Annotated in this window: 17 protein-coding genes and 1 tRNA gene; 8 read left to right on the plus strand and 10 right to left on the minus strand. The window is 68.6% G+C overall.

Translation table 11 applies throughout. The features are described 5' to 3' along the window. The first annotated feature begins 19 nt into the window (after positions 1 to 19). From ACSVDO_RS04120 to ACSVDO_RS04150, 7 genes are all read left to right on the plus strand, one after another. Positions 20 to 1,309, plus strand: a complete 1,290-nt coding sequence (locus ACSVDO_RS04120) for a putative DNA modification/repair radical SAM protein (protein WP_332533978.1) — start codon at positions 20 to 22, stop codon at positions 1,307 to 1,309. A gap of 15 nt (positions 1,310 to 1,324) precedes the next feature. After that, positions 1,325 to 2,272, plus strand: a complete 948-nt coding sequence (locus ACSVDO_RS04125; protein ID WP_489595026.1) for a TIGR03915 family putative DNA repair protein — start codon at positions 1,325 to 1,327, stop codon at positions 2,270 to 2,272. A 122-nt stretch (positions 2,273 to 2,394) separates the two neighbouring features. Then, positions 2,395 to 3,036 carry an aldehyde dehydrogenase iron-sulfur subunit PaoA gene (gene paoA / locus ACSVDO_RS04130; RefSeq protein ID WP_489595028.1) on the plus strand — a complete coding sequence of 214 codons (642 nt, stop codon included), beginning with the start codon at positions 2,395 to 2,397 and terminating at the stop codon, positions 3,034 to 3,036. Next, positions 3,033 to 3,983 carry an FAD binding domain-containing protein gene (locus ACSVDO_RS04135; protein ID WP_489595030.1) on the plus strand — a complete coding sequence of 317 codons (951 nt, stop codon included), beginning with the start codon at positions 3,033 to 3,035 and terminating at the stop codon, positions 3,981 to 3,983. Before paoA ends, ACSVDO_RS04135 begins: the two co-directional genes overlap by 4 nt. Positions 3,984 to 3,985: 2 nt before the next feature. Continuing rightward, entirely contained in the window at positions 3,986 to 6,193 is a 2,208-nt protein-coding gene (gene paoC, locus ACSVDO_RS04140) for an aldehyde oxidoreductase molybdenum-binding subunit PaoC (RefSeq protein WP_489595032.1), read from the plus strand. A gap of 108 nt (positions 6,194 to 6,301) precedes the next feature. Then, positions 6,302 to 7,786 (plus strand): CYTH and CHAD domain-containing protein, encoded by a 1,485-nt coding sequence (locus ACSVDO_RS04145; RefSeq protein WP_489595033.1) that lies wholly within the window; start codon positions 6,302 to 6,304, stop codon positions 7,784 to 7,786. 65 nt (positions 7,787 to 7,851) lie between these two features. Continuing rightward, positions 7,852 to 7,928: transfer RNA gene (locus ACSVDO_RS04150), tRNA-Arg, on the plus strand. Between the two features lie 221 nt (positions 7,929 to 8,149). On the opposite strand, the gene ACSVDO_RS04155 is transcribed toward ACSVDO_RS04150, so the two are convergent. Genes ACSVDO_RS04155 through ACSVDO_RS04175 form a run of 5 tightly spaced genes read right to left on the minus strand, consistent with a single transcriptional unit; the run spans position 8,150 to position 15,018 of the window. After that, positions 8,150 to 10,474 carry a CHASE2 domain-containing protein gene (locus ACSVDO_RS04155; RefSeq protein WP_489596326.1) on the minus strand — a complete coding sequence of 775 codons (2,325 nt, stop codon included), beginning with the start codon at positions 10,472 to 10,474 and terminating at the stop codon, positions 8,150 to 8,152. Positions 10,475 to 10,486: 12 nt separating this feature from the next. Beyond that, positions 10,487 to 12,238, minus strand: a complete 1,752-nt coding sequence (locus ACSVDO_RS04160; RefSeq protein WP_489595035.1) for a FecR family protein — start codon at positions 12,236 to 12,238, stop codon at positions 10,487 to 10,489. Between the two features lie 15 nt (positions 12,239 to 12,253). Further along, the gene (locus ACSVDO_RS04165) at positions 12,254 to 12,967 is read right to left on the minus strand and encodes a response regulator transcription factor (protein WP_489595037.1); all 714 of its coding nucleotides are present in this window, start codon (positions 12,965 to 12,967) and stop codon (positions 12,254 to 12,256) included. 40 nt (positions 12,968 to 13,007) lie between these two features. Next, positions 13,008 to 14,309 (minus strand): tryptophan--tRNA ligase, encoded by a 1,302-nt coding sequence (locus ACSVDO_RS04170; RefSeq protein WP_332533986.1) that lies wholly within the window; start codon positions 14,307 to 14,309, stop codon positions 13,008 to 13,010. A gap of 40 nt (positions 14,310 to 14,349) precedes the next feature. Beyond that, the gene (locus ACSVDO_RS04175) at positions 14,350 to 15,018 is read right to left on the minus strand and encodes a site-2 protease family protein (RefSeq protein ID WP_332533987.1); all 669 of its coding nucleotides are present in this window, start codon (positions 15,016 to 15,018) and stop codon (positions 14,350 to 14,352) included. Between the two features lie 188 nt (positions 15,019 to 15,206). Between ACSVDO_RS04175 and ACSVDO_RS04180 the strand changes: the two genes are divergently transcribed. Next, the gene (locus ACSVDO_RS04180) at positions 15,207 to 16,433 is read left to right on the plus strand and encodes a methyl-accepting chemotaxis protein (RefSeq protein WP_489595040.1); all 1,227 of its coding nucleotides are present in this window, start codon (positions 15,207 to 15,209) and stop codon (positions 16,431 to 16,433) included. A gap of 303 nt (positions 16,434 to 16,736) precedes the next feature. Here the strand turns inward: ACSVDO_RS04180 and ACSVDO_RS04185 are convergent, their stop codons facing one another. From ACSVDO_RS04185 to ACSVDO_RS04205, 5 genes are all read right to left on the minus strand, one after another. After that, a complete protein-coding gene (locus tag ACSVDO_RS04185) occupies positions 16,737 to 17,372 on the minus strand; it encodes an L-threonylcarbamoyladenylate synthase (protein WP_489595042.1) in 636 nt (211 codons plus the stop codon). A 33-nt stretch (positions 17,373 to 17,405) separates the two neighbouring features. Further along, positions 17,406 to 18,266 carry a 3',5'-nucleoside bisphosphate phosphatase gene (locus ACSVDO_RS04190; protein WP_489595044.1) on the minus strand — a complete coding sequence of 287 codons (861 nt, stop codon included), beginning with the start codon at positions 18,264 to 18,266 and terminating at the stop codon, positions 17,406 to 17,408. A 65-nt stretch (positions 18,267 to 18,331) separates the two neighbouring features. After that, the gene (gene recJ, locus ACSVDO_RS04195) at positions 18,332 to 20,047 is read right to left on the minus strand and encodes a single-stranded-DNA-specific exonuclease RecJ (protein WP_489595046.1); all 1,716 of its coding nucleotides are present in this window, start codon (positions 20,045 to 20,047) and stop codon (positions 18,332 to 18,334) included. Beyond that, positions 20,044 to 21,030, minus strand: a complete 987-nt coding sequence (locus ACSVDO_RS04200) for a phosphoglycerate mutase (protein ID WP_489595047.1) — start codon at positions 21,028 to 21,030, stop codon at positions 20,044 to 20,046. The genes recJ and ACSVDO_RS04200 overlap by 4 nt, the downstream gene beginning before the upstream one ends. A 50-nt stretch (positions 21,031 to 21,080) precedes the next feature. Then, entirely contained in the window at positions 21,081 to 22,403 is a 1,323-nt protein-coding gene (locus ACSVDO_RS04205; RefSeq protein ID WP_489595049.1) for a sulfatase family protein, read from the minus strand. Positions 22,404 to 22,409: the final 6 nt, after the last annotated feature.

The raw sequence follows: 22,409 nt of genomic DNA on the forward strand, positions 1-22,409 counted from the left end.
ATGACTGTACATTTGTACAGTGGAACTGCAAACCAAACTCGCCATCCTGGCCGATGCCGCCAAGTACGACGCTTCCTGCTCGTCGAGCGGCAGCGCCAAGCGCAATGCCGTGGGCGGCGGCATGGGCTCGACCGAAGGCGCGGGCATCTGCCACAGCTACACGCCCGACGGCCGCTGCATTTCGCTGCTCAAGATCCTGCTGACCAATTTCTGCGTCTACGACTGCAAATACTGCATCAACCGCGTCAGCTCCAACATCCCGCGCGCGCGCTTCTCTGTGGCCGAAGTCGTCAATCTCACGCTCGACTTCTACCGGCGCAACTGCATCGAAGGCCTGTTCCTGTCGAGCGGCATCATCCGCAGCCCCACCTACACCATGGAGCAGCTGGTGGGCGTGGCGCGCTCGCTGCGCCTGGACCATGGCTTCAAGGGCTATATCCACCTCAAGACCATTCCCGATGCCGATGCCGAGCTGCTGGCCCAGGCGGGCCTGTACGCCGACCGGCTGAGCATCAACATCGAGCTGCCCACGGTCCAGGGCCTGGCCCAGCTGGCGCCCGAGAAGGACAGCGCGACCATCCACCGGGCGATGGGCCAGCTGCACGACCACATCGCCACGTCCAAGGCCGAGCGCAAGGACGCCGCGAGCCGCGCCATCGTCTCCATGCCGCAGTCGCGCCGCACGCGGCCGACCGCGCCCAAGGCGTTCGCGCCCGGCGGCCAGAGCACGCAGATGATCGTCGGCGCCGATGGCGCCGACGACGGCGACATCATCGTCACCAGCTCCAGGCTCTATACCGGCTTCGGCCTGCGCCGCGTCTACTACTCGGCGTTCAGCCCCATTCCCGACGCCACGGCCGATCTGCCGCTGATCGCGCCGCCGCTGGTGCGCGAGCACCGGCTCTATCAGGCCGACTGGCTGATGCGCTTCTACGGCTTCGAAGCGCATGAAATCGTTCCGCCCGGCGCCCAGGGCAGGCGCATGCTGTCGCTGGAGCATGACCCCAAGCTCGCCTGGGCGCTGGCCCACCGCGAGCAGTTTCCCGTGAACCTCAACACCGCGCCGCGCGAAATGCTGCTGCGCGTTCCCGGCCTGGGCGTGGCCAGCGTCGACAAGCTGCTGGCCGTGCGCCGCTGGCGCCAGCTGCGCAGCGCCGACATCGAGCGCCTGCGCGTGCCGCAGTCCAAGGTGCTGCCGTTTGTCGAATGCCAGGGCTGGAGCCCGGGGCGCAGTCTCGACGACCCGCAGCTCGCGGCGCGGCTGGTGCAGCCCATGGCGCCGGCACCCGTGCAGGCCAGCCTTTTCTGAGTATTCCCACGCGCCATGATCACCCACACTTTCATCCTGCCGCGCGACGGCTGCGACTTCGCGCACTGGCGTGGTCTGGCGCGCTGGCTGTGGGCCCAGCAGGTACCGCCCGAAGCCGTGGTCTGGCATACCGAAGATGCGCAGGCGCGCACTCCCGACCTGTTTGCGCCGCCGACGCGCGCGACGCAGCTCGCGGATCTGCCGCCTGCGCCCGAGCGGCCGCTGAGCGTGCCGCGCAGCTGGCTGGCCGAGGCCGAGCAATGCCTGCTGCACCGCGCGCCCTCGCGCTTTGCGCTGCTGTACCGGCTGCTGTGGCGCATGCAACTGACGCCCGGCCTGCGCCACGACCTGCTCGATGCCGACAGCGTGCAGATGCAGCACTGGATCCATGCCGTGCGCCGCGAAGTGCACAAGACCCATGCCTTCGTGCGTTTCCGGCCCGTGGCGCTGGCCGACGACCCGATCGACGGCTGCGGCCCGCTGCATGTTGCCTGGTTCGAGCCCGAGCACCATATCGTGCAGGCCGCCGCGCCGTTCTTCGTCAATCGTTTTGCCAACATGCGCTGGGCGATTCTCACGCCCCAGTGCAGCCTGCGCTGGTGGCCGCAGGCGCCCGACATCGCGGCGCTGGCCGCCCAGGGCGTGCAGCCGGGCTTTGCGCAGCAGCCGCTCACCGGCCGCCCCGGCGTGCTCAGCTGGGGCCCGGGTGCCAGCGCCGACGACGCGCCCGCGGCCGACGCCGGCGAGGGCCTGTGGCTCACCTATTACGCGCACATCTTCAATCCCGCGCGGCTCAAGATCGCGGCGATGCGCAAGGAGATGCCGCGCAAGTATTGGCACAACATGCCCGAGACGCAGCTGATCTCGCCACTGGTGCAGGCCGCGCAGGCGCGCAGCGCGGCCATGCTCGCCAACGCGCCCACCACCCCGCAGCGCAAACTGCCGGCCAGGCCCGCGCAATAGGCCGGCACGCAGGCCCGCACTGTAGGCCAGCGCCGCCTTGTGCCGTACTGCGCGCCGTGGGCTGTTGACTGCACTGCGCTCAGCACGGGTTAATGCAGGTTCCCACAAAAAAAGGAACCGCGATGAACCGCCTTGAAATGCCTGCCATCAAGCGCCGCGATGCGCTGATCGCCTGCGCCGCCACGGCCGCCGCGGCCCAGGCCACAGCGGCGACGCAGACGGCCTCGGCGCCCGTTGCAACGGCCCGCGGCGCAGCGCCGACGCCCGTGTCGCTCACGGTCAATGGCCAGCAGCGCAAGCTCGAACTCGACACCCGCACCACCTTGCTCGACGCGCTGCGCGAGCACCTGCACCTCACGGGCAGCAAGAAAGGCTGTGACCACGGCCAGTGCGGCGCCTGCACGGTGATCGTCGACGGGCGGCGCATCAATTCCTGCCTCACGCTGGCCGTGATGCACGAAGGCGCGCAGGTCACGACCATCGAAGGCCTGGGCACGCCCCAGCAGCTGCACCCCATGCAGGCGGCCTTCGTCAAGCACGACGGGTTCCAGTGCGGCTATTGCACGCCGGGCCAGATCTGCTCGGCCGTCGCCGTGCTCGATGAAATCAAGCAGGGCATTCCCAGCCATGTGAGCACCGACCTGGGCGCGCAGCCGCTGCTGTCGCTCACGGAACTGCGCGAACGCATGAGCGGCAATCTGTGCCGCTGCGGCGCGTACTCGAACATCGTCGACGCCATGGCGGAAGTCGGAGGTGCGGCATGAAACCGTTCACCTACGAGCGCGCCACTACGCCCGCCGCGGCCGCTGCCGCCGTCGCGCGCCAGCCCGGCGCGAAGTTCATTGCGGGCGGCACCAACCTGCTCGATCTGATGAAGCTGCAGATCGAGGCGCCCCAGCATCTGGTCGATGTCAACGCGCTGGCGTTCGACAAGATAGAACCCACGGCCGAAGGCGGGCTGCGCATCGGTGCGCTGGTGCGCAACACCGATCTGGCCGCCGACCTGCGCGTGCGCCGCGACTACGCGCTGCTGTCGCGCGCCTTGCTGGCCGGCGCTTCGGGCCAGCTGCGCAACAAGGCGACGACCGCGGGCAATCTGCTGCAGCGCACGCGCTGCGCCTACTTCTACGATACCGACCAGCCCTGCAACAAGCGCCAGCCGGGCAGCGGCTGCAGCGCGCTCGGCGGCATCACGCGCCAGCATGCGGTGATAGGCGCGAGCAGCGCCTGCATCGCCACCCATCCCAGCGACATGGCGGTTGCCATGCGCGTGCTCGATGCCGCCGTGGAAACCGTGCGTCCGGACGGCCAGGCACGCGTGATTCCCATCGCCGACTTCTACCGCCTGCCGGGCCAGACACCCCATGTCGAGACGGTTCTTGAAGCCGGGGAGCTGATCACCGCCGTCACGTTGCCCAAGCCCCTGGGCGGAAAGCACATCTACCGCAAGGTGCGCGATCGCGCCTCGTATGCGTTCGCGCTGGTCTCGGTGGCGCTGGTGCTGCAGCCCGACGGCTCGGGCCGCGTGGGCCTGGGCGGTGTCGCCCACCAGCCCTGGCGATCGCCGGCTGCCGAAGTCCTGCTGCCACAAGGCGCGTCGGCCGTGACGGCGCAACTGCTCGCTGGCGCCGCACCCACGCACGACAACGCCTTCAAATTGCCTCTGGTCGAGCGCACGCTCGCCGCGGCCCTGCTGCAAGCGAAAGCCTGACCATGAAATTCGACACTCCCGCGACCACCAATCCCATCGATCAGCTGCAGTACATCGGCAAGGCCACCGACCGTGTCGACGGCAAGCTCAAGACCACGGGCACGGCGCCCTATGCCTACGAACGCCATGACGCCGTGGCCGATCCGGCCTACGGCTGGGTGGTCGGCGCAGGCATCGCCAAGGGCCGCATCGCTTCCATGGATCTGAAAGCCGCGCGCGCCGCGCCCGGCGTCCTGGCCATCGTCACGGCGCGCAATGCCGGCAAGCTGGGCAAGGTCAAGAACAACACCGCGCCGCTGCTGGGCGGCCCGGAGATCGCCCACTATCACCAGGCGCTGGCGCTGGTCGTCGCCAACACGCTGGAGCAGGCGCGCGCCGCGGCGCAGCTGGTGCGCATCACCTATGCCTCGGCCGACGGCAAGTTCGACCTGGCGCAAGAGCGCGACGCCGCGCCGCGCCCGCCGGGCTCCAAGGACAACCCCGCGCTGTCGGTGGTCGGAGATTTCGCCAGCGCCTTCGACAAGGCCGAGGTGACGCTGGACGCCACCTATACCACGCCCGACCAGTCGCATGCGATGATGGAGCCGCATGCATCGATGGCTGCATGGCAGGGCCAGCAGCTCACGCTGTGGACTTCGCACCAGATGATCGCCTGGGGTGTGGACGATGTCGCAAAGACGCTGGGCATCCCCAAGTCCCAGGTGCGGCTGGTCTCGCCGTTCATCGGCGGCGGCTTCGGCGCCAAGCTCTGGGTGCGCGCCGACGCCGTGCTCGCGGCGCTGGGCGCGCGCGCCGTCAAGCGCCCGGTCAAGGTCGCGCTGCAGCGGCCGCTGATTGCCAACAACACCGTGCACCGGCCCGCGACCATACAGCGCATACGCCTGGGTGCGACGCGCGCAGGCCGCCTCACGGCGCTGTCGCACGACAGCTGCTCGGGCAATCTGCGCGGCGGCTCGACCGAGCCCGCGGTCGACCAGACGCGGCTGCTCTATGCCGCGCCGAATCGCGAAAGCGGCGTGCGGCTCGCCCAGCTTGATCTGCCCGAAGGCAATGCCATGCGCGCGCCCGGCGAAGCCAGCGGCCTGAGCGCGCTCGAAGTGGCGATGGACGAACTCGCGCAGCGGCTCGGCATCGATCCCATAGAGCTGCGCGTTCTCAACGACACCCAGGTCGACCCCGAGCATCCCGAGCGGCCGTTCTCGCAGCGCCAACTGATCGAATGCATGCGCACCGGCGCCGAGCGCTTCGGCTGGAGCCGGCGCCAGGCCCAGCCGGGCCAGGTGCGCGACGGCCGCTGGCTAGTGGGAATGGGCATGGCCGCGGCGTTCCGCAACAACCTGCTCATGACCTCGGGCGCGCGCGTGCGCCTGGACAGCCGCGGCGTCGTCACGGTGGAGACCGACATGACCGACATAGGCACGGGCTCGTACACCATCATTGCCCAGACCGCGGCCGAAGTCATGGGCGTGCCGCTGGAAAAGGTGTTTGTGCGCCTGGGCGACTCGGCATTTCCCGCGTCGGCCGGATCGGGCGGCCAGTGGGGCGCGAACAGCGCGACTTCGGGCGTGTACGCGGCCTGCATGAAGCTGCGCGCGGAAGTCGCCAGGAAGCTGGGCTTTGCCGCCGGCGAAGCGCAGTTCGCCAACGGCCAGGTGAGCGCCGCCGGGCGCAGCGCTGCGCTGGCCAGCGCAGCGGGCGAGGGCGGGCTTGAAGTCGAGGACAAGATCGAATTCGGCGACCTCGCCAAGAAACAGCAGCAGTCGACTTTCGGCGCGCATTTCGTCGAAGTCGGCGTCGACATGGACACCGGCGAGATCCGCGTGCGCCGCATGCTGGCCGTGTGCGCCGCGGGCCGCATTCTGAACCCCAAGTCGGCGCGCAGCCAGGTGATAGGCGCGATGACCATGGCCGTGGGCGCGGCGCTGATGGAAGAACTGGCGGTCGACAAGCGCAAGGGCTTCTTTGTCAACCACGACCTCGCGGGCTATGAAGTGCCGGTGCATGCCGACATTCCGCACCAGGAAGTGATCTTTCTCGAAGAGACCGATCCGCAGTCCTCGCCCATGAAGGCCAAGGGCGTGGGCGAGCTGGGCATCTGCGGCGCGGCCGCGGCCGTTGCCAATGCGATCTACAACGCCACCGGCGTGCGCGTGCGCGACTACCCGATCACGCTGGACAAGCTGCTGGCCGGGTTGCCTGCGGTGGCGTGAGGCAAGTTACCCAATGCAGCGAAATGGAGGACCCGCCGTTCCTGCAGCCCCGCTATAGTCGAAAAAACAGCGGGAGCAGGGCACAGGCCCTGTGATTTGGAGGGTCCTATGAACGAAATCGAACTGAAATTCCAGGTGCCGGCGGGCAAGCGCCAGCCGCTGCTGCACGCGCTGACGCAGACCAAGGGCAAGGCCAAGGCGAATGTGAAGACGCTGCGCCTGCAGGCGCAATACTTCGACACGCCCGATCAGCGGCTGGCGAAAGCCCATGTCTCGCTGCGTTTGCGCCAGGAGGGCGATGACTGGGTGCAGACGCTCAAGTGCCCGGGCGAGAACCGCTGGACGCGGCTCGAGCATGAAGTGCCGCGCGCGGCGCACGGCGGCGAGCCGCGGCTCGACACGGCGCTGCATGCGGGCACGGCCGCAGGCGAGCAGCTGGCCGCGGCCCTGGGCGATCAGGCCGCGAGCCTGCAGGTCTACTACGCCACCGATGTGCAGCGCACCCTGCGCATGATACGCAGCACCGGCGTGCTGGCCGAAGTCGCGCTCGACGTGGGCGAGATTCGCGCCGGCAGCGACACCCGGGCACTGCACGAAATCGAGTTCGAATTGAAGAGCGGCTCCGTGGACGCGCTGGTGGCGCTGGCCGCGCGCTGGGCAGCGCGCCACGGCCTGTGGGTCGACGTGATCAGCAAGGCCGAGCGCGGCCAGCAGCTCGCGCGGCGCGAGTCGGCCGTGGCGCCGGTGTATGCGCAGGACGTAGTCCTCAAGGAACCGCATTCGCCCGACGCCGCACTGCGCCAGATGGTCGCTGCCTGCCTGGCGCATCTGCTGCCCAATGCCGCCGAAGTGGCGGGCGGCGCGGCCCAAGCCGAACATGTGCACCAGACCCGCGTGGCCTTGCGCCGCCTGCGCACGGCACTGCGCATCTATGGCGACTGGTCGCCCGCGGTCGATGCCGACTGGGAGCCGGCGCTGGCCACGCTGTTCGGTCAGCTGGGCGGCGTGCGCGACCGCGACGCGCTCGAAGCCGATTTGCTGCCTGCATTGCGCGCGGCCGGCGCACCGCTGGCCGAACTGCCGGCCGAAGCTGCAGGCCTGGCCATAGACGAACTGCTGCGCGCCCCGGCGACCACCCGCTTGTGGCTGGCGCTGATCGCATTTTCCCAAGCTGCGCCGGCCGAGACCGAAACGCCTGCGCCCGTGGGCGGCTTGCGCGCGCTGGCCGCGGCCAAGCTCGATCATCTGCACCGCCAACTGGCCAAGGATGCCAAGTCCTATGCCGATTTCGCGGACGAACAGCGCCACCGCGCGCGCCGGCGCATCAAGCGCCTGCGCTATGCCGTCGAGTTCACGGCCTCGCTGTTTCGCGCGAAGAAAGTCCAGTCCTATGTGCAGCGCCTCAAGCCCGCCCAGGATGCGCTGGGCGAGTACAACGATCTCGTGGTCGCCGAGCAGGCATTCACCCAGCTGTTGCCCGCCCAGCCCGAGGCCTGGTTCGCGCTGGGCTGGCTTGCCGCGCAGCGCAAGGAGTTGCTCGATGCCTCGGAGCACCGTCTGGGCAAATGGGCCAGGAAGCCGGGATTTTGGTGATCCGAACAAAAAAAGCCGGGTTTTCTCCAAAAGGCCATTGAACTGCGGCTAGAATACGAAGCTTAGCGGCTGTAGCTCAGCTGGATAGAGTACTTGGCTACGAACCAAGGGGTCGTGGGTTCGATTCCTGCCAGCCGCACCAAACGTGAAACCTCAGAGTAGAAATACTCTGAGGTTTTTTCGTATGCGCGATCGGTCCTGCCCAGCGCAGCCACCGCCAGCATTTCGTCTGCTCTGCATGCGAGACGCCCTTCGACAGGCTCAGGGCGAACGGCCATTTGCTCAGGGCGAACGGCCATTTGCTCAGGGCGAACGGCCATTTGCTCAGGGCGGACGCCACGCAGCGTGCATGGCGCAGGATGTTTAGCCTGCCGGCAGCACCAGCGTGAACATGCTGCCCGCGCCCGCGCTGCTCGCCACTTCAATTTGTCCGCCGTGGCGCATGACCACGGTGTGCACGAATGCCAGGCCCAGGCCCACGCCGCTGGTCTGGGCGTTGTTCTGGTTTTGCAGCCGGTCGAAGGCCTGGAACAGCCGGCCCTGCTGGTCGGCGGGAATGCCAGGGCCCTGGTCGCGCACCGACAGCGCCCAGGCGTTGCCGCGTGCCGCCAACGTGCATTCGATGCGCGCGCCGCCGGCCGCGGGCTGCGCCGGGCGGCCGTACTTGATCGCATTGCCTATCAGGTTGACGATGGCGCGGCGCAGCAGCGAAGCGTCGCCCTGCAGCATGGCGGCTTCTTCGGGCGGCAGGAACGACAGCTCCATGCCTTGCGCCTGCGCCTGGGCCCAGCAGTCGTCTATCGCCTGTTCCAGCACCCAGGCAAGGTCGACCGCTTCCTGGCGCAGCGGCTGGTTCTGCGCGCGCGCGAGGTGCACGAAATCGTCGGCCAGCGTCAGCGAAGACTGGGCATAGCGTTCTATGCGCTGCAGCAGTTCGGCGCTGGCCGGGCCGGCGTTGGCCTCGCGCATGTCGAGCAGCGTGATGATGGCGCCTATGGGCGCGCGGATGTCGTGCGAGATGAAGTGCATTGCCTGATCGCGCTGGGCCAGCGCCTGGCGCATGGCGCTCAGATCGACCAGAGTGATGATCCAGCCGCTGGCCGTGCCCGTGGCCAGCGGTTTACGCAGCAGCATCAGGCTGCGGCCCTGGCGGTCTTCGCCTTCGAGGTGCAGCGGTGCCTCGGCGCTGCGCAGACTGTCGGGCGTGAGCAGCGCGGCACCGCTGTCGCGGTCGCGCAGGCCTTGGAGCAGCGTCGGCAGCGCCAGGCCCGTGACCGCGCGCTGGCCCACGCCGGCCGCGTACTGCTGGGCCAGCGTGTTGGCCAGCAGCACCCGGCCCTGGTCGTCGCAGACAAAGGTCGCCGAAGGCAGCTGCAGCAGGCTTTCGCTGACGAAATGGTGCAGGCGGCGCAGTTCGCGCGATGCATGCTCGACCGCGCTGATGCGGCGCGCGAGAAAGTCGCCGCCGGTCTGGGGTGCGGGCTGCATCATTGGCAAGCCTTTTTGCAGGTCCTGCATTTCGAGGCCCAGGAAATGGGCCGCGGCGTTCAGGCGCCGCCAGCTCCACAGCGGGTATATGAAAGCCAGCGCGACCAGCGCGGCCGCGGGCGCGAACTGCACGCCGAAAGCCAGCGGCGCGAGCGCCGCGGCCAGCAGCGTCAGGCCCAGCAGCCCGGCGCAGACTGCAAGCGCCGATGACGGACCGAGCACCGCCAGGCCGACCAGCGCCAGCAGCACGGGAAACGCATTGAACAGCCGGTTGGCCCAGGGCGTGGCGGCCTGCAGGGGCCGGTGCTGCAGCGTGTCGTTGAGCACATGGGCCAGCATGTCCACGTTCGGCAGCTGCCGCAGGCCGGTGCCCGACGGCGGCGAAAAACCCGGGCCCAGGCCGGTGGCGGTGGCACCGATCAGCACATATTTGTCGCGGAACGCCGCCGCGGGAATGGCGCCGCGCAGCACGTCGATATAGGAATAGCGCGTGAATGGCGGCTGCGGCTTGGCGTAGCGGATGATCTCGCGCTGCAGGCGTTGCCAGCCGGCATCGGTGGCGGAAGCAGTCGAAGCGGCCGCCGCGGGCGCGCAGGCCGGGGCGGTGGTCTCCACCATGCAATGCATGGCCAGGGCCAGATGCGGCCAGGGCTGCTGCGGCGGCCCCTGGTAGGCGTAATAGCTGCGCGCCACGCCATCGCCGTCGACCTGCACATGGACATGGCCCAGCGCGCGCGCGCCTTGCGCCAGCGCGGCCAGCGGAAGGTCGGCGGGGCTGCGCGCTCCGGGGTTGCTGCGCACCACGGGCAGCACCACGCGCGCGCTTTGCGCGATGGCCCGCGCCAGCATCAGATCGTCGCCGGGGTAGTCGAGGTCCTCTTCATTGAACAGGATGTCCATGCCTATGGCCAGCGGCGGCTGCCTGGAGAGCTGCTGCAGCAGCTGCGCGTGCAGCGCGCGCCGCCAGGGCCAGCGGCCGATCGCGGCAATGCTCGCGTCGTCGATGGCAATGATGACGATGTCGGGCGCTGCGACGGGCTGGTTCAGGCCCGTGGCGATATCCTGTACGGCGGCGTTGGTGCGCGCGAAGTGGCCCGGTCCGCTGAACCAGAGCACCAGTGCGAAGATCGCCAGCGCCAGCGCCGCCCATTCGAGACGCTGCCAGCGCAGGCGGCGCCGGGCAGGGGCAGTGGGCGGCACCAAGGCGGCGCCTTACTGGCGATGCAGCGGCATGTCGGCGCCGGTGCGCAAAATCGCGCCCGAGCCGTCGCGCACGGTGTTGCCGGCGGCAAACTCGCGCGGCGCGGAGAAGCGGCTGCGCAGCCCGCTGCGGTCGATGATCTGCAGCTGCACGTAGTAGCGCCCGGGCGGCAGCGTGCTCGCGGACCAGTGCGGCTGCTGCAGCACGGCGTCATGCAGCACCTGGGCAAAGGCCAGATCGCTGGCGACCATCAGCCTGTAGCTGTGGCCGGACTGGCCCGGCCAGCTCAGCTGCGCCGTGTCGTCCTGCATGCCCAGGACGATGTCGTTGGCGGCCAGCGCCGCGGGAGGGGCGGCCACGGTGAACGGCTGGCCCGCGGCAAACGGCCCCTGGTCGGCGGCATCGGCGGGCGTGCTGCGTATGCTGGCCGCGCGCCACTGGTAGGCGCCTGCCGGCAGTTCGGCGACCGACAGCCGGCAGTCGCCGTCTACGCGCGCATCGCGCAGCGGCTGGGCGAAACCGGCTGCGCCCGCGACCTGGATGCGGTAGGCGATGGCGCCGGGCACGCCGGTGCATTGCAGCATGCCTGCACCCTGGGCCAGCACGCCTGCGGCCACCGGGGTCTGGTAGAGCGGCGGCACGGGCTGGGATTTGATGCGTATGCCGCGCTGTGCCAGGCGCCCGGGAATCCCCTGGGCGTCGAGCGCGCGCAGCGCGAGAAAGTAGTCGCCATCGTCCAGGGCCGCAAAGCGCTGCTGCGGCGTCTCGCCGGTCGCGCTGCGCAGCACCTGGCTGAATTGCGCGTCGCGCGCGACCTGCAGCTGGTAGCTGCTGGCACCGGCAATCGCCGGCCAGGAGAGGTCGAGCCAATGCGCATCTTCGAAGCGTTCGGGCAGCGCAGCCAGTTCGGGCGCGGGCAGCAGCGCGCCGGGCGCGCCCACGATGGCATCGGCGGAAACCGCCAGGCCCTGGCCTGCATCCAGCACGGCCGCCGGCCTGGCGCCCGGGCGCGCAGCCGCGGCGCTGGTCACGGCGACCGAGCCTTGGTCCACGGCCGCAATGGTGCGGCCCGAGTCGGCTATCTGTACATTGAAACGCGTGCCGCGCACGCTGGTCGAGGCCACGGGAGTGCGGATCTCGAAGCGCGGCGGGCTCGCGGGCGCGGGCGTGACCGTCGCGTCCAGCGCTCCCGAGCGCAGGTCCAGCACCGACTGCATGCTGCCCGCGCGGCCGCGCCGGCGCATCTGCTGTATCTGCACGTCGGACTGGGCCTGTACCCGCACCAGCGAGCCGTCGGCCAGGCGCACCGAGACAAAAGAATCGGCGTCGAGTTGCAGCTGATCGCCTTCCTGCAGCGTTTCACCGGCCTGCACATTGCGGCGCTGCGGCGCGGCCGGTGCCTGGCTGTCGCCGGCGCGGCGCGCAGGCGAGATCGCCACGGCCGGGCCGCGCACAAATTCTATCGATGCCGTCGCCATCTGCAGCAGGCGGTCGGGAAAACGCAGCGTGAAGCCCGGCTGCAGGTGCAGTGGATTCGCGACGCGGTTGAACGACTGCAGTTCAGGCCACAGGCGGTGGTCGCCCAGATACTGGCGCGCGATCTGCTCCAGCGTGTCGCCCGGCGCGACGCGGTGGGCGATCAGGCCGTCGACCACCAGCGTGGGCGTTTGCGCGGACGCGGCGCAACTCCAGGCCAGCAGCAGGCCGCTGATGCAGCACAGCGCGGGTCGGGACAGGGGGGAGCGGGGGCGGCGAAGCATCATGGGCAGGACAGGCCGTCAGGTCGGTGATGGCAGGGCCACGGGCGCATCGCGTGCATCGAGGCGGTAGCCATAGCCATAGATGGCCGAGATGGTGTAGCTCTGGCCGGGGCGCAAATTCAGCAGCTGGCGCAGGCGCGAGATATGGGTGTCGAGCGTGCGCGACAGCACTTCGGCGCTGTGGCCCCAGACCGCATCGCGCAGGTGGTCGCGCGACATCAGCCGGCCCTGGTTCTGGAACAGCAGCTTGGCGAGCGCGAACTCGCGGTGCGTCAGCTCGACGGGCTGGCCGTTGAACTCCAGCGATTGCGTCGAGGAGGTGAAGCGGTAGGGGCCGAAGTCCTGCACATCTTCGTCGCTGTCGGGATAGGCCCGGCGCAGCAGCGCATGGATGCGCGCGCTGAGTTCGCCCATGCGCACCGGCTTGACCATGAAGTCGTCGGCGCCGCTGCCCAGGCCGGAAACGATGTCGCACTCTTCGCTGCGATGGGTGATGAACAGAATGGGCATTTCATTGCCGAACTGCTCGCGCACCCAGTGCACCACCTGCGGACCCGAGGTATCGGGCAGCTCCCAGTCGACGATCAGCAGGTCGAAAGTCTCGCGCCGCATTTCCTGCATGAGCGCGGAGCCCGTGGCGTGCGTGCGGCAGACATGGCCGGCGCCCTGCACGACCTGCTGCACCATTTCCAGGTACAGCGGGTCATCATCCAAGACAGCTATTCGGCGCATCTTCGCTCCTTTTCATGGCTCACATCGGATTGCAACGCCTTCAGGCGTTGGCCGCAGCCAGCAGTTGATCGAGTGCCTTGGCGACTTCGTCCTGGCCCACGCCATCGACGGGCGCCAGACGCGCAGCCAGCTCGGCCAACGCGGCCGTGCCCTGCTGCTGCAGTCGGGCAATGCTTTGACCGGCTTCCTTGGGGGCGTCGAAGGCCGTGCTTTGCAGCAGCAGCTGACCCGAAGCCGAGACCAGCTTGAAATAGAACTTGCCGTCGGCTTCGCGATACTGCTTGAACTGGGGCAGGGCCGACTTCTGCGCCTTGTCGGCTTTCGGCGCCTGGATTTGCGCCAGGCTGCGCAGGCCCACGGCTTCGCGCAGTTGCTGGGTGAACGGCGTGGCCAGCGCGCGCGCTCGCTCGCCGCCGACGCGCAGGATCTTCTCGATCTGCGCGGGGTCGGCCATCAGGCTTTCATAGCGCGCACGCATGGGCGCGATTTCCTGGTCCAGGCGCTCGAACACGCGTTGCTTGGCGTCGCCCCAGGCAATGCCTTGCGCGTACTGCGCGGCCAGCGCCGCGGTCTCCTCGGCCGAGGCAAAGGCCTGGAACAGCTGGAACAGCGCCGAGCCTTCGGTCTCCTTGGGCTCGCCGGGCGCGCGCGAGTCGGTGGTGAAGCCGTTGATCAGCTTGCGCAACTGCTCGCGCGGCGTGAACAGCGGGATGGTGTTGTTGTAGCTCTTGCTCATCTTGCGGCCGTCGAGGCCGGGCAAGGTGGCGACGTTGTCGTCGATCACGACTTCGGGCAGCACCAGCAGTTCGCCGTAGAGGTGGTTGAAGCTCGAGGCGATGTCGCGCGCCATTTCCAGGTGCTGGACCTGGTCGCGGCCCACGGGCACCTTGTTCGCCTTGAACATCAGGATGTCGGCGGCCATCAGCACCGGGTACATGAACAGGCCGGCGGTGACATCGGCGTCGACGTCATTGCCCGCGGCGACGTTCTTGTCGACCGACGCCTTGTAGGCATGGGCGCGGTTGAGCAGGCCCTTGCCGGTGACGCAGGTCAGCAGCCAGCACAGCTCGGGAATCTCCGGCACGTCGGACTGGCGGTAGAGCATGACCTTTTCGGGGTCCAGGCCCGCGGCCAGCCAGCTCGCGGCAATCTCCAGCGTCGAGCGCTGCAGGCGCTGCGGGTCGGCGCCCTTGATCAGGCCGTGGTAGTCGGCGAGGAAGTAGAAGCTCTGCACGTCGGCGCGCTGGCTCGACTGCACGGCCGGGCGGATCGCGCCCACATAGTTGCCCAGATGGGGGGTGCCCGAAGGTGTGATGCCGGTGAGAAATCGGGTAGTAGCCATGGAAAAACCAATACGTCGCAATAAACAAAAAGGGGGGCGCTCAGCGCAGCAGCGCGAGCAGCGGGGTCAGCAGCAGGTCGATGGCGCTGTAGCCCAGGGTCATCAGCGGGCGCAGCCAGATGGTGCCGACGACGCCCATGACCACCAGCGCGAGCACGATGAAGAAGCCGAACGGCTCTATGCGCGCGACCTGGTTGGCGAGCTTCCAGGGCAGCAGGCCCACGAGAATGCGCCCGCCGTCGAGCGGCGGCAGCGGGAACAGGTTGAACGCCCACATCACCAGATTGACCAGAATGCCGGCGCGCGCCATCTCGACGAAGAAGCGCTCCTGCACGCCCTGGGTCACCAGCACCACCAGCACGATGGCCCAGAAAATGGCCTGGAAGAAGTTGGACGCCGGCCCGGCCAGCGCGACCCAGATCATGTCGCGCTTGGGGTTGCGCAGGTTGCCGAACTGTACCGGCACGGGTTTTGCGTATCCGAACAGGAACGCGCCCGACGTCGCGAAGTACAGCATCAGCGGCATCAGGATGGTGCCTACGGGATCGATGTGCTTGAGCGGGTTGAGCGTGATGCGTCCCAGCATGTGCGCGGTGTTGTCTCCGAAGTAGCGCGCGGCATAGCCATGGGCGGCCTCATGGACCGTGATGGCGAACAGCACGGGGAGGGCATAGATGAGTACGGTTTGGATGAGATTGGAGAAGTCCACGCGATGATTGTCTCAGACCGGCGCGTTTTCCGTGCGCTAGCGTCGGCTGCGGGCATGTCCTGAGCGGCAAATTGTCAATTTATTGCAAAATGCAATTGGATCTGTGCCTGCACTGTCGTCTGGCAGGTCATTCCTACAACCACTACAACACTGAGACAGTTGCGCCTGGCGCAGAAAGAGGCACAGACATGGGATTCGGTAGCTGGAAGATTGGTACGCGGCTGGTAATTGCTTTCGGCGGCATCTGCGCGTTGATGGTGGCGATGATGGTGGTTGTCGCCTGGTCCCTTGGCGCGGCCGATCACGCACTCGAATCGGGCGGTGCGACCGATGTGGCCCAGGCCGCGGTGCAGCAGGTGCGCTGGTGGGTGCTGGGTCTGGGCAGCGCGGTCTGCGCGCTCGCAGTCATCGCCTGGGTCAGCCTGCGCCAGGGCATAGTGCGGCCGCTGCAGCAGGCGATCCTGATTGCCGAAACCGTTGCCGCCGGCGATCTGAGCCAGGAGTTCAGCTCCGATCTGCAGGGCGACTTCGGCCGCCTGCTGGGCGCGCTGGGCACCATGGAGGACACGCTGACCGAGCTGGTGGGGCGCATCCAGCAGTCCAGCGATTCGATCTGCGTGTCGGCCTCGGAGATCGACGCCGGCAATGTCGACCTGTCGCGCCGCACCGACGACCAGGTGGCGGCGCTGACGCAGACCGCGGCCAGCATGGAGCAGCTCACCGCCACCGTGCGCCAGAACGCCGACCGTGCGCAGTCGGCCAGCGGCCTGGCCGTGGGCGCTTCGGCCACGGCCGAACGCGGCGGCATCGTCGTCGGCCAGGTGGTGCAGACCATGGAAGCCATCAGCGGCAGCTCGCGCAAGATTGTCGACATCATCCAGGTGATCGAAGGCATTGCGTTCCAGACCAACATCCTGGCGCTCAACGCCGCCGTCGAAGCCGCGCGCGCGGGCGATCAGGGCCGTGGCTTTGCCGTGGTAGCGAGCGAAGTGCGCAGCCTGGCCGGACGCTCGGCCGAGGCCGCCAAGCAGGTCAAGGCGCTGATCACGGCCAGCGTGGACCAGGTGCAAAGCGGCTCGGGCCTGGTGGGCCAGGCCGGCAAGACGATGCAGGAAATCGTCGGCGCGGTCGGCCAGGTCACGGGTCTGCTGGGCGAAATTTCCCAGGCGCTGACCGAGCAGAGCGAAGGCATTGCCCAGGTCAACCTGGCCGTGGCGCACATGGACGGCGCGACCCAGGAAAATGCCAGCCTGGTCGGCCAGGCCGGTCATGCGGCCCAGGCGCTGTCGGAACGCGCACGCGATCTGCAGCTTGCGGTCGGGGCGTTCAAGCTCGATGACGAAGAGGGTGGCGCCGCAACGGTAGTGGTCAGCCGCGCCGTTTCAACGCGTCCGGCGCTGGCGCTGGCGGAGTGATCGAACGGTTTTTCGTTCGCCCTGAGCGGGGTAAGCGAGCCGAGGTCTCGCAAGGCGTTCAAAAGAAACAGCGGGCCTCGTCCCCCGTTCGTCCTGAGCTTGTCGAAGGATGAACGGCCTGCGCTCAAGTCATGGGGACAGGTCGTTCATGGTTCGACAGGCTCACCACGAACGGTTTAGAGGCGTTCGTCGCTGTTTGCGCAAATCGAGTGCTTTCTAAGTACTTGATTTAATTGTCGAAGAAACTGTTTTTTGAGAGCCTGTCGAAGGGCGTTTCAGGACGCAGCGGCAGTACGTCGCAACTTAAAGCCCCAACGGTCCCAGCTCTCCGCGTCCCTGGCGCACCAGCGTCGCATCGCCGCCATTGGCCATGGTCGTGAGGTCCAGCACCGTGGTCGGCTCCTGCGGGCAGGCGCCGGCGTCGACGATGCCGTCGAGCAGCTTCTCGAAGCGCTCGCGGATTTCCTGCGGGTCGTTCAGCGGCTCGGTCTCGCCCGGGGGAATGAAGGTGCAGGCCAGCAGCGGCGCGCCATGCAGTTCGAGCAGCAGCAGCAGTCCCTTGCGATCGGGAACGCGCAGGCCTATGGTCTTGCGCTGCGGATGGCTCACGCGGCGCGGCACTTCCTTGGTCGCATCGAGGATGAAGGTATAGGGGCCTGGCGTGCCCAGCTTGAGCAGGCGGTACTGGCGGTTGTCGACCTGGGCGTAGTTCGCCAGCTCGGACAGGTCGCGGCACAGCAGCGTCAGATGGTGCTTCTCGTCGATCTGGCGGATGCGGCGAATGCGCTCCACGGCGTCGCGGTCGTCGAGATGGCAGACCAGCGCGTAGCTCGAATCGGTGGGCACGGCGAGCACGCCGCCTTTTTGCAGCAGCGTCGCAGCCTGCTTGAGCAGGCGCGGCTGGGGGTTGTCGGGGTGGGCTTCAAAGTACTGGGCCATTTGCAAGCGCTCCGTGGCAAGGGAAAGAGGACGTCAGGGCTGCTGAATGCGCTCGGCCAGCAGTTCCCAGACAGGGGTCAGCGTACCGGGCAGCAGGGGCAGGGCCCCGAGGTCGGTGCGCGATTCGTGCGGGCTGTGGAAGTCGCTGCCGCGCGAGGCGGCGAGGCCGAATTCCTGGGCCATCGAACCATAGGTAATGTATTCGGCGTTCGTATGGCTGCCGGTCACGACTTCGACACCCTGGCCGCCATGCGCCTTGAATTCGGAAAACAGCGCGTATTCCTCGTTGGCCGAGAAACGGTAACGCGCGGGGTGGGCGATCACCGCCACGCCGCCCGCGGCCGTGATCCACTGCACGGCGTCCTGCAGCCGCGCCCAGCGGTGCGGCGCGAAGCCGGGCTTGCCTTCGGTCAGGTATTTGCGGAACACTTCGCCCATGTCGCGGCAGACCTTGGTCTCGACCAGAAAGCGCGCGAAGTGGGTGCGTGAAATCAGCGCCGGGTTGCCCACGTAGCGCAGCGCGCCTTCGTAGCTGCCGGGAATGCCCGCGAGTTCAAGCTGGCGCGCCATTTCGAGCGCGCGCGGGCCGCGGCCGCCGCGAGTTTCTGCGAGTCCTTGCTCCAGCGCCGCGTTGTCGGCGTCGAAGCCCAGGCCCACGATATGCACGGTCTCGTTGGCGAACGTCACCGAGATTTCCACGCCCGTGAGATAGGCCATGCCCTCGGCACGCGCCGCGGCCGCAGCCTGTTTCTGGCCGCCGATCTCGTCATGGTCGGTCAGCGCCCACAGCTCCACGCCGTTGGCGCGCGCACGCGCCGCCAGCTCCGGGGGAGTCAGCGTGCCGTCCGAGAAAATGGAGTGGCAGTGCAGGTCGGCGTTGAGGTAAGTGGTCACGGACCCATTGTAGGCCGGGCTTTGCGGCCTGGGAGCGGGTCAGGCCATAGTCCTTGCCGCCGCCTTCAGCCGTTGGTCTGTGCGCCTTCCAGAAGGAATTGCACGCGGCGCTCGCCGCGCCATTCGTTGACGTCGAGGCGAAACGCGATCAGTACGCGCTCGGGCAGCGGGTCGGTGTGGCCGAACCAGATGCCGTCGACCGGCTGACCGCGGTGGCGCAGCTTGAGCGACAAATGTTTCTCTCCGACCAGGCGCTGCGACAGCACGTCGACTTCCTCGCTGAACGTGGGCGCGGCAAAGCCCTGGCCCCAGACCTCCTGGTGCAGCTTGTCGACCAGGTCGGCATCGCAGTACTCGGGTGCGAGCGGGCCATCGGTCTCTATGCGCCGCGTGAGCGTCGCGGCGTCCAGCCATTCCTTGGCGACCTGGGCCAGCGCCTGGTCGAAGACCTCGAAGTGCTCCTCGGCAATGGTGCAGCCCGCGGCCATGGCGTGGCCGCCGAAGCGCAGCAGCACGCCGGGGTGGCGCTTGGCCACCAGGTCCAGCGCGTCGCGCAGGTGAAAGCCCGGAATAGAGCGGCCCGAACCCTTGAGCTCATGCTCGTGGCCGGGCGCGGCGCTGGCGGCAAACACAAAGCTCGGGCGGTGCAGCTTGTCCTTGATGCGCGAGGCGACGATGCCGACCACGCCTTCGTGGAAATCGGGATCGAACACGCTCACCGCCGGCGGCGCCTCGTCGCCTTCGTCAAACAGGCTTTCGACCATCAGCAGCGCCTGCTCGCGCATGCCGCCTTCGATCACGCGGCGTTCGCGGTTGATTGCATCCAGCGTGTGCGCGAGCTCGCTCGCACGGCCGCGGTCATCGGTCAGCAGGCATTCGATGCCCAGCGTCATGTCGGCCAGCCGGCCCGCGGCGTTGATGCGCGGGCCCAGCGCAAAGCCGAAATCGAAGGTGGTGGCAACGCGTGACTTGCGGCCCGCGGCGTCGAACAGCGCGGCGACGCCGGGCTGCATTTGGCCCTGGCGTATGCGCTTGAGTCCCTGAGCCACGAGGCGGCGGTTGTTGGCGTCGAGCCTGACCACGTCGGCGACCGTGCCCAGCGCGACCAGCGGCAGCAGCGGCTCGAGCCGCGGCTGGCTGGCCTGGTCGAAGACGCCGCGCGCGCGCAGCTCGGCGCGCAGCGCCAGCAGCACATAGAACATCACGCCCACGCCGGCCATCGACTTGCTCTCGAACGTGCAGCCCGGCTGGTTGGGATTGACCAGGGCCTCGGCCTCGGGCAGCGCAGGGCCGGGCAGGTGGTGGTCGGTGACCAGCACCTGCATGCCCAGCGCGCGCGCCTGGGCCACGCCTTCGACGCTGCTGATGCCGTTGTCGACAGTGATCAGCATGTCTGCGCCGCGTTCCTTGACGCGCCGCGCGATCGAGGCAGTGAGCCCGTAGCCGTCGACCACGCGGTCGGGCACGAGATAGTCGACATGGCGCGCGCCCAGCAGGCGCAGGCCGCGCACCGCGACCGCGCAGGCGGTCGCGCCGTCGCAGTCATAGTCGGCGACGATGCACAGCCGCCGGTCGCTGGCGATGGCATCGGCGAGCAGCCGCGCCGCGGCGTCTATTCCCATCAGGCCCGAAGGGGGCAGCAGGTGCTTGAGCGCATCGTCGAGCTCCGCCGCCGAGTGCACGCCGCGCGCCGCGTAGAGCTGGGCCAGCAGCGGATGTATGCCCGCCTGCTGCAGTTCTGACAGCATGGCGGCGGGAATGTTGCGTTCGATGATGTTCATAGCATGGAGGGCAGGTCGGGCAAGCCCTTTGGCTTGAAGATATTCTGGACTTTTTGCCAGGCGCCGGGGCGCTGCGGCCGCCAGGTCAGCGCATGGCGTTCGCCGCTGAGCGTCAGCTCCACGGCCGCGCCGCGCAGATGCGCGGCCAGCAGCTCGCGCAGCAGGCCCGCGTCCAGAGCCTGCCAGGCCTGGCCCCAGGCGGGCCAGTTTTCCTGCAGCGCGGCCAGGCGCAGCGCGCTCAGTTCGGGATGATCGGGCAGCGGCTGCACGGGCACCGGCGCCTGCAGCCGGCCCGCGCCATGCAGCCAGAAGGCGTTGACCGGCGCCAGGCCGCGCGCGGCGCGCTGGTCGTTGAACGCATGGGTGTAGAGCAGCATCTGCACTTCGCTGTGCAGGCGGTTGACAGTGCGCGCTGTCTTGGCGTCGGGCAGCCAGCGGCGCACGTCGCGGCCCAGCACCCGGTCCAGCGAAGCCGTGCGCAGGCCGTCCAGCGGCGCGCCGCTGGCCAGCCAGCGGTCGGGACGCTCGTACTGCAGCGTGATGCCGTCTTCGGCAAACCAGGGCGCGAGAATGTCCAGCAGCGTGCGCGACTGTTCCTCGTCCAGGCCCAGTTCCGCGGGGTCGGTCATGTGCACGGTGTCGGCGCCAATGCGCCAGTGGCAGGGCGACATCCAGGCCCAGGCCCGCGCTTGCGGCGCGGGGTCTGCGGCCTGCTGTGCCCATGCGGCCCAGGGCACGCCGCTGTCATCGACCGGCAATTGCAGCGCGCGCGCCCAGGCGCGCTCGTGCGGCGGGCAGAAGTCGGTTTCCTCGCCCAGGTCGCTGCGCACCAGCGCCGCATGCTGGAGCAGCTGCTGCAGGTGCGGCAGCTGCAGCGTGGGCCACAGCGCCGCCGCGCCTTCGGCAGCGCTGGCAAAGGCAATCGTGTGGGCGGGGAGGGCGCTGGCAGGCGAAGACAGGGAAGCGGTCGGGGTCGGGGACATGCCGCTATTGTCGGGCAGCGCGCGTGTCCGCTTGCGGCCTGGGGTCGTGCTCAGCGCTGCGGCATGTCCGCGGCCGAGCAGACCAGGCTCACGCTCGCATCGTCGGGAATGGCGGGCATGGTCGCATTCCAGGCTTCCCAGTCGGCGCGCATCGCGGCCAGGCGTTCGGGCTGGGCTTGCGCCTGGTTGGCGCGCTCGCGCTCGTCGTCGGCAATGTTGAACAGGTAGTCGTGGCCGTCGACGCGCAGGTATTTCCAGTCGCCGTCGCGCAGCGCGCGCTGACCGCGGTGGTTCATGCGCCAGTGCAGGGCGCGCGCGAACTCGGCGTTCTCGGCGCACAGCACCGGCAGCAGCGAGACGCCGTCCAGCGGATGGTCCGCATCGCCGGCGACGCCGGCCGCGTCCAGCACCGTTGCCGACCAGTCCATGGTCATGCACTGCTGGCGGCTGCGCCGCCCCGCGGCAATCCGCGCCGGCCAGTGGGCGATCCAGGGCACGCGTATGCCGCCTTCGGTCAGGTCCATCTTGCCGCCGACCAGCGGCCAGTTGTCCGAGAAGCGCTCGCCGCCGTTGTCGCTGGTGAAGACGATCAAGGTGTTGTCGAGCTGGCCGTTGGCGCGCAGCGCGTCGACGAGCCAGCCTATGCCTTCGTCCATGTGGTGGATCATGCGGCGGTACTGTTCGACGTTGCCGCCCGCGAGGTGGGTGATGCTGGCCAGCGTCTGCGCGCTCGCGCGGTCATCGCGCGTTTCCCAGGGCCAGTGGGGCGCGGTGTAGTGCAGGCTCAGGAAGAACGGTGCGTCGCCCGCGGCCATGCGGTTGACATAGTCGACGCTGCGCTGCGACAGCAGGTCGGTGAGGTAGCCCTCGTCGTGGTGTTCCTCCTCGCCCACCCAGAGGTCATGCTGGCCCGACGAGCTCTGGTGCGTGAAGTAGTCGACACCGCCCGACATCGGTCCGAAATATTCTTCGTAGCCCGAGCGCAGCGGACCGAACAGCGGCGGATAGCCCAGGTGCCACTTGCCTATCAGCGCCGTGCGGTAGCCCGCGCCCTTGAGCAGCGCGGCCACAGTCGGCACTTCGGGCGGCAGGCCCAGCCTCGCGCCCAGCGGCGTGCCGCGCGTCTTGCTGTTGATCGGCTCCTCGGCCGCGCCGCGCAGGCGGTACTGGTAGCGCGCCGTCGCCAGCGCGAAGCGCGTGGGCGAGCACACGGGCGAGTTGGCATAGCCCTGGCTGAACTGCAGGCCGCCACGCGCGAGCTGATCGAGCACCGGCGAGACCGGGCCGAAGACGGCGTCGCGGCCGCCGTAGCAGCCCAGGTCGGCATAGCCGAGGTCGTCGGCGACGATGAAAACAATATTGGGACGTGTCATTGCGTG

It is taken from the genome of Comamonas sp. DB36, from assembly GCF_057914905.1.

Coding starts and splice junctions, on each gene's coding strand:
- ACSVDO_RS04145 (WP_489595033.1), top strand. CDS start 6,302: ATGAACGAAATCGAACTGAAATTCCAGGTGCCGGCGGGCAAGCGCCAG.
- ACSVDO_RS04135 (WP_489595030.1), top strand. CDS start 3,033: ATGAAACCGTTCACCTACGAGCGCGCCACTACGCCCGCCGCGGCCGCT.
- ACSVDO_RS04165 (WP_489595037.1), bottom strand. CDS start 12,967: ATGCGCCGAATAGCTGTCTTGGATGATGACCCGCTGTACCTGGAAATG.
- recJ (WP_489595046.1), bottom strand. CDS start 20,047: ATGAACATCATCGAACGCAACATTCCCGCCGCCATGCTGTCAGAACTG.
- ACSVDO_RS04170 (WP_332533986.1), bottom strand. CDS start 14,309: ATGGCTACTACCCGATTTCTCACCGGCATCACACCTTCGGGCACCCCC.
- ACSVDO_RS04205 (WP_489595049.1), bottom strand. CDS start 22,403: ATGACACGTCCCAATATTGTTTTCATCGTCGCCGACGACCTCGGCTAT.
- ACSVDO_RS04185 (WP_489595042.1), bottom strand. CDS start 17,372: ATGGCCCAGTACTTTGAAGCCCACCCCGACAACCCCCAGCCGCGCCTG.
- ACSVDO_RS04180 (WP_489595040.1), top strand. CDS start 15,207: ATGGGATTCGGTAGCTGGAAGATTGGTACGCGGCTGGTAATTGCTTTC.
- ACSVDO_RS04200 (WP_489595047.1), bottom strand. CDS start 21,030: ATGTCCCCGACCCCGACCGCTTCCCTGTCTTCGCCTGCCAGCGCCCTC.
- paoA (WP_489595028.1), top strand. CDS start 2,395: ATGAACCGCCTTGAAATGCCTGCCATCAAGCGCCGCGATGCGCTGATC.
- paoC (WP_489595032.1), top strand. CDS start 3,986: ATGAAATTCGACACTCCCGCGACCACCAATCCCATCGATCAGCTGCAG.
- ACSVDO_RS04125 (WP_489595026.1), top strand. CDS start 1,325: ATGATCACCCACACTTTCATCCTGCCGCGCGACGGCTGCGACTTCGCG.
- ACSVDO_RS04160 (WP_489595035.1), bottom strand. CDS start 12,238: ATGATGCTTCGCCGCCCCCGCTCCCCCCTGTCCCGACCCGCGCTGTGC.